At 69.7% G+C, this 6,103-nt stretch carries 6 protein-coding genes, 1 rRNA gene and 1 other annotated feature; of the genes, 1 reads left to right on the top strand and 6 read right to left on the bottom strand.

The window, feature by feature from the left end:
* Window positions 1-173, bottom strand: a sequence feature (16S ribosomal RNA rRNA prediction is too short).
* Window positions 174-799: 626 nt separating this feature from the next.
* Entirely contained in the window at window positions 800-1,240 is a 441-nt protein-coding gene (locus SSNG_RS18715; protein ID WP_007265431.1) for a MarR family winged helix-turn-helix transcriptional regulator, read from the bottom strand.
* A gap of 90 nt (window positions 1,241-1,330) precedes the next feature.
* Here SSNG_RS18715 and SSNG_RS18710 point away from each other — a divergent pair, with 90 nt between their 5' ends.
* Window positions 1,331-2,263 (top strand): zinc-binding dehydrogenase, encoded by a 933-nt coding sequence (locus tag SSNG_RS18710; protein ID WP_042801340.1) that lies wholly within the window; start codon window positions 1,331-1,333, stop codon window positions 2,261-2,263.
* Here the strand turns inward: SSNG_RS18710 and SSNG_RS18705 are convergent.
* The 5 genes from SSNG_RS18705 to rrf form a co-directional block, all read right to left on the bottom strand.
* On the bottom strand, window positions 2,260-3,105 hold the full coding sequence (locus SSNG_RS18705) for a MerR family transcriptional regulator (RefSeq protein ID WP_128637023.1): 846 nt from the start codon (window positions 3,103-3,105) through the stop codon (window positions 2,260-2,262). The two genes, SSNG_RS18710 and SSNG_RS18705, sit on opposite strands and share 4 nt — an antisense overlap.
* Before the next feature lie 46 nt (window positions 3,106-3,151).
* Window positions 3,152-3,679, bottom strand: a complete 528-nt coding sequence (locus tag SSNG_RS18700; protein ID WP_129593316.1) for an SMI1/KNR4 family protein — start codon at window positions 3,677-3,679, stop codon at window positions 3,152-3,154.
* Between the two features lie 42 nt (window positions 3,680-3,721).
* Complete coding sequence (locus SSNG_RS18695; protein ID WP_007265427.1) at window positions 3,722-4,105, bottom strand: hypothetical protein; 384 nt, start codon at window positions 4,103-4,105, stop codon at window positions 3,722-3,724.
* Window positions 4,096-5,535 (bottom strand): SMI1/KNR4 family protein, encoded by a 1,440-nt coding sequence (locus SSNG_RS18690; protein WP_347232501.1) that lies wholly within the window; start codon window positions 5,533-5,535, stop codon window positions 4,096-4,098. The genes SSNG_RS18695 and SSNG_RS18690 overlap by 10 nt, the downstream gene beginning before the upstream one ends.
* An 88-nt stretch (window positions 5,536-5,623) precedes the next feature.
* A 5S ribosomal RNA gene (rrf, locus tag SSNG_RS18685) occupies window positions 5,624-5,740 on the bottom strand.
* Between the last annotated feature and the right edge of the window lie 363 nt (window positions 5,741-6,103).

The following is a 6,103-nucleotide window of genomic DNA, read 5'->3' as shown; positions in this document are numbered from 1 at the left end:
CCCGTCGTCGCCTTGGTGGGCCATTACCCCACCAACAAGCTGATAGGCCGCGGGCTCATCCTTCACCGCCGGAGCTTTCAACTCCCGCCCATGCAGGCAGGAGTATTATCCGGTATTAGACCCCGTTTCCAGGGCTTGTCCCAGAGTGAAGGGCAGATTGCCCACGTGTTACTCACCCGTTCGCCACTAATCCACCCCGAAGGGCTTCATCGTTCGACTTGCATGTGTTAAGCACGCCGCCAGCGTTCGTCCTGAGCCAGGATCAAACTCTCCATGAATGTTTACCGGTAATCCGGTGCACACGCACGAAAGAGCGGGCCAGTCTTGGTCGGAATATGACCGACTGACCACAACGTCCTCGCTGTGTTGTTGCCTGCCAGTGCCCGAAGGCCCGACAGGTCTTTTTCAAAGGAACCTCATCCACCGGAGTGGACGGGGTATCAACTTCTGGCGTTGATTTTTGGCACGCTGTTGAGTTCTCAAGGAACGGACGCTTCCTTTGTACTCACCCTCTCGGGCTTTCCTCCGGGCTTTCGTTCTTCGTTCTTGCGTTTCCGACTCTATCAGACTCTTTCGTGTCCGATTTCCTCGGCGCTTTCGAGGTCCTGCGCTTTCGCGCTTTCCCTTTCCGGCGGTTCCGACTCTATCAGAAGTTTTCCACCGGATTTCCCGGCTTCAACGTTTCCGAATGGAGAGTCGAATGCACTCCACGCGGGAGGAGATTCCCTGTGGAGTGGTGGTCGCCGAACTTGTCCAGTTCGAGGCAACCGTTTGACTCTACAACCCTGCCCCTGGGGTGTCAAAACGACGCGGGGGCCTCGTGCACCCGGGCCAACAGGGCCATCAGGGTGTCCTGTTCAGCCGGAGTGAGGGGGGCCAGCAGCTGCTCGTTCGCCGCTTCCGCGAGGGCCGCGCAGCGGGCCAGGGCGGCTTCCCCCTCCGGGGTGACGGTGACGGCGTTCTTGCGTCGGTCCGCCGGGTCCGGGGAGCGGAGCACGAGGCCCGCCTCCTGGAGGTGGTTGAGGATCCCCACCATGTCCTTGGGGTCCACGGCGAGCCGGCGCCCCAGGTCCGCCTGGGCCACGGGGCCGTACTCGGCGGTCGCGGCCAGCACCGCGTGCTGCATGAGCTTCAGGCCCTCCGCCGCGATGGCGTCCGCGACCATGCCCCGCCCGCGCGCCGCGACGCGGCCGACGAGCCAGGTGGGCAGGGACTGGATGTGTCCGAGGGGTGAGGTCATGCGTGCACCCTACCCAGAATCATTGGACTTCCCCATGACTCCACCTTATCGTTGGGGCATCCAATGAAAACTCGGATCGGGGGAGGTCCTGTGCTGCGCATGCGCCATGAGGTCAACGGTGGTGGACCCGGAGGGCTGGTCGCCGAGGAGGTCGACCGGCCCGTGGCGGGGCCCGGGGAGCTGCTCGTCCGGACCGAGGCCATCGGGGTCACGCTGCCCACCGTCCGCAAGGTGCGGGAGCGGGAGGGGAGCGGGCCCGTGTCGTTCGGCGGGGAGGTGGCGGGGGTGGTCGTCGGCACCGGGGAGGGCGTCACCGCCTTCGCCGTCGGGGACCGCGTCACCGGACTGTGCTTCGCCGACGCCTACGCCGAGTACGCCGTGCTGGACACCGCGATGGCCTCCCCGGTCCCCGGGAGCGCGACCGCCGTGGACGCGGTGGCGCTCGTCCGCAGCGGGCTGGTCGCCCGCGGGGCGTACGAGGCCGCGCGCGTGCGGCCCGGCGAGTCCGTCCTCGTCACTGCGGCGGCCAGTGCGGTGGGCACCCTCGCCCTCCAGCTCGCCAAGGCCGGCGGGGCGGGGCGGGTGGTCGCCGCCGTCAGCAGCGCCGACAAGGCCGGCTTCGTGCGCGGCCTCGGCGCCGACGAGGTCGTCCTGTACGAGGACGCCGACTGGGGCGGTCCGTACGACGTGATCCTCGACGGCGTCGGCGGCGACCTCCTCGGTCCCGCCGTACGGGCCCTCGCCACGGGGGGCCGGCTGGTGGCCTTCAGCTCCGGCGGCGGCACCGTCGAGGCGTACGAACTCCTGGTCCGCGGGGCCTCGTTGATCGGCTTCCAGATGCGGGCCATCGCCCTAGGGCAGCCCGACCTCTGCGCCCGCTGGCAGCGCGAGCTCTGGGAACTGCGCGACGCGGGCACCCTGCGCACCGCCGTCCACGCGCGGATCCCCCTCCTCGAGGCCGCCCGCGCGCACGCCGTCATCGAACAGCGCCGCAACCTCGGCAAGGTCGTCCTGGTCCCCTAGACGTCAGCGGGCTCGCCGATCGGCCAGGCGATCTCCACGCGGTTGTCCGGGGCGTCCGGTGTCCCGGTCCAGCGGCGGTAGACCATGCGCACCGGGCCCGCGAAGGCGAAGCCGTGCGCGCTGATCCAGTCGGCGACGGCGTCGTACGCGTCGAGGATCCCCGGGAACGCGGCGGCCGCCCCCTCGGCCTCCGTGCAGGCGAGGGCGGTCTCGGGCAGCTCCCGCACGGTCATGCCGTCGGGCAGGTCCGCGGGCTGGGCGCCGCCCTCCCAGAACGGCAGACAGGCTTCGACGAGGGTCTCGTTCTCGTCGTCGCACACCCCGTGGAAGCGGACGAAGGCGGGCCCGGTGAAGGTGAGGGGGCCGCGGCCTGCGACCGCGTACAGCTCCTGGTAGGCGCTGCGGAGGAAGGCTTCGAGCCCTGAGTTGTCGAGGGTCGCCCCGCGGACGAGGATCCGTTCGGCGACGCCCTGGCGGACGGTGACGCGGTGGGTCATACCTGCTCCTTCGGTCAGTCGGCTCAACAGGCTGTGGACCGTGGAGCGCTGGACCTCCAGCCGCCGCTCGGCCGCCCGCAGGTGGGCGTTCAGTGCTGCGACCAGCTCCGTCTCGCCGCCGCCGAGCAGCCGGCGGACCTCCTCGACCGGGATGTCCAGCTGCCGCAGGGCTCTGACGGCCTGCGCCGTACGCACCTGGTCGCGCCGGAAGTAGCGGTAGCCGCTCACCGGATCCACGTACGCCGGCACCAGTACGCCGCTTGTGTCGTAGTGCCGGAGTGCGGTGATCGAGAGGCCGCTGGCCTGCGAGAACTGCCCGATCGGCAGCAGGTTTCTCCTGTCCACGGCCCTGACTGTGCCGTCTCGCGTCACCTGAGAGTCAAGCCCTCTCCTATACGAATCCGGGCTGCCCGGACTCGTGGAAACGGTGGACGGAGCGGCGGAGGAGATCGAGGAACTCCGCGAGGCCGTCCGTGATCCGGTCGAACCCGCCCTCCTCGGAGGCGGTCCGGGACCGCCAGACGGTGCCATCCGGGGCAACCGCGTACAGGATCCCGCCCCCGTCGGAGCCGATCAGTACGGCAGGGACGGCTCCGCCGGCCTCGGGCAGCGGGACGCGTTCGTCGATGGCGCGGGAGGCGGGGTGCAGGAAGTAGCCATTGCCGATGTCGCCCATGTTCACGGCGCCGATCTCGCCGTAGTACGCGGCGAGATCGGCGAAGCCCGGTGCCTCCGTGGCGATCCGCCCGGCGGCGACGCGGTCTGCCGGCTCGGGCGGGTGGACCGCGTCCTCCCCCGGGTCGTACCCGTACTTCTCCGCGAAGCCGACGGCCACGGCGGCCAGGGCCGCCGACACCTCCGCCCTCCAGCGGGCGAGGGAGGCAGCTGTCATCGGGAGGGAACCGGAGGAATCGCGCATACCCCCATCCTCACACCCCACCGCCGACCCCCGGACCGGTGCTCAGCCGAAGTGGAGGACGACGCCCTGCTCCACGCAGAACCTCAGCACCAGGGCCAGTTGCCGGGCATCTTCGATGTGGCGTTCCCGGAGCCCGTCAGTGCGGTTCCGTGCCCACTCGTCGGCGACTGCCTCCAGACGGGGAGCGATAGCCGCACAGTCGGCGACCGTAAGGGGATCGCCGGCCACGTCGGGGTGGTCGAGGAGGGGCTCCAGCACCGTTGTCACCTCGCTCCACCGGCGTTCGCCGCCGAAGCCCCGCATCCCCTCGAGGTCGAACCCCTCGGCCTGGGCCAGGGCGGACCGGAAGTCGTGGAAGCCGCGGCAGGACCAGGCGGCGTCCGGGCTGGTGCTGTCCCCGTCGCCGGGGAAGAGGATCAGGCCCATTGCTCCTCCGTGGGGCCGAGGTCGCCTTCGACGGTGGTGCGGGTGATGAGGGGGCGGTTCCGGAGGGCGAGGAGCTCGTTGGCCAAGTCCGTGACGGCCAACGGGTCCTCGTCCCGCCGTACGATGCCGGCCGCGAGCAGGCTCCGGGGGACGGCCCCGGCGTCGAGGAGCACGCGCCAGTCGGCGGACGCGAGTGCGAGGAACTCCAGCGCGGTCAGCCCGGCGACCTCCAGCGGGTCGGCGAGCGTGTGGGGGGCCGCGGTCAAGGTCCGCAGGCGGGGCAGTGCCGCGAAGGGGCCGAGGCTGATCGGGGTTCCGCCCTGGCGGCGGCTGATGTCGAGGACCTCCAGGTCGGGGTGGGCGGCGGCCGGGACGCCGTCCGGTGCACCCGTGTGGATCCTGGCCAGGGCTGGAGCTTCGGCGGCCTGGGTGACCGGGCGGTACCGGCCGCGGGAGGCCACCAGGTCGGTGAGGGAGTCCGCGAGGAGGACGGCACCGATGTGCTTCTCGTGGTCGATCAGGACGATCTGCCCGGTGTGGCCGCCCGGCCCCGGTGTCAGGTCGACCGCGATCGGATCGCCGTAGCCGCTGCCGGCGAAGACGAGCCAGCCCGGTGACCCGACGAGTCCCTGCACCGGTGCGTCGGGCGGAGTGAAGAGGGCCGTACGTGCGGCGGTGTCCCAGTCCGCGGGGCGAGAGGCTACGTCGGCGAAGCAGAGCTGGTCGAGGGAGCCGAGTTCGCAGCCGACGGCCTCGTACGCCGCGTACGTCTCGTGCTCGTCGTCCCCCTCTGCCGACCGCACGCGCGTCACCCGGTACAGCGCCTTGAGTTCCTCCGGCAGCGTCAGGCCGAGCCGTTCCTCCGCCGCGGCGATCTCCGCCTCGGTGGCGCCGACGGCAGCGGGGAGCCGCTCCCGGAGCGTCCGCGCCAGCAACTCCGGGTCCGCGGACGGCGCCGGCACCGCGTCGGGTGTCGGACGGGGGAGGCGGCGCCTCGGCTCGGCGACGGCGCCCTCGACGAGGACGAGGGCCCCGTCGCCTGTGATGGCGGCGCAACTGTCCGACGCGGGGCCGGGGTTCAGAACATGGACGACCGCCCTGCCGGCCGGCGAGATCTCCGCCTTGAAGGAGACGCCCTCCAGGCCCAGGTCCGCCATCGCCTTCCGCACGCCCTCCAAGTCGGCCTCCAGGGCTTGGAGCTCCTGGAGGATCTGCAACGGGTCGCTGCGCGTCTGGTCGATCCGCGTCTGCCTCCGTCGCCACGGCATGGTGCACCCGCCGCTCCGCCAGATGTGACCCGCCACGTATCCGCCGGGGTCGGCCAGGACCTCCGGGTTGGCGGCACGGAGCCGGCGCAACACCGGCTCCCAGGTCGCGAAGTCGTGGAGCGAGGACAACGGGGGCCTCCGGTTCGTGGTGCGGGAGAACACAGCCAAGGCGACCACCCTGCGAAACGCAAGAGCCCGTGAACGCAGAAAAGCCCCGCACCATAAGGTGCGGGGCTTTCCCACAAAGGTTGTTCGGCGGCGTCCTACTCTCCCACAGGGTCCCCCCTGCAGTACCATCGGCGCTGAAAGGCTTAGCTTCCGGGTTCGGAATGTAACCGGGCGTTTCCCTAACGCTATGACCACCGAAACACTATGAAGTTGGAACTCCAGCCGGCAAGGCGAGTTCGTTACTTCAGAACTAACACAGTGGACGCGAGCAACTGAGGACAAGCCCTCGGCCTATTAGTACCAGTCAGCTCCACCCGTTACCGGGCTTCCACATCTGGCCTATCAACCCAGTCGTCTACTGGGAGCCTTACCCTCTCAAGGAGGTGGGAATACTCATCTTGAAGCAGGCTTCCCGCTTAGATGCTTTCAGCGGTTATCCCTCCCGAACGTAGCCAACCAGCCATGCCCTTGGCAGGACAACTGGCACACCAGAGGTTCGTCCGTCCCGGTCCTCTCGTACTAGGGACAGCCCTTCTCAATATTCCTACGCGCACAGCGGATA

It is taken from the genome of Streptomyces sp. C, from assembly GCF_000158895.1.
In the GTDB taxonomy this organism is placed as follows: domain Bacteria; phylum Actinomycetota; class Actinomycetes; order Streptomycetales; family Streptomycetaceae; genus Streptomyces; species Streptomyces racemochromogenes.
Note: the sequence above shows the minus strand (reverse complement) of the source record. Positions and strands in the feature narration are given on the sequence as shown.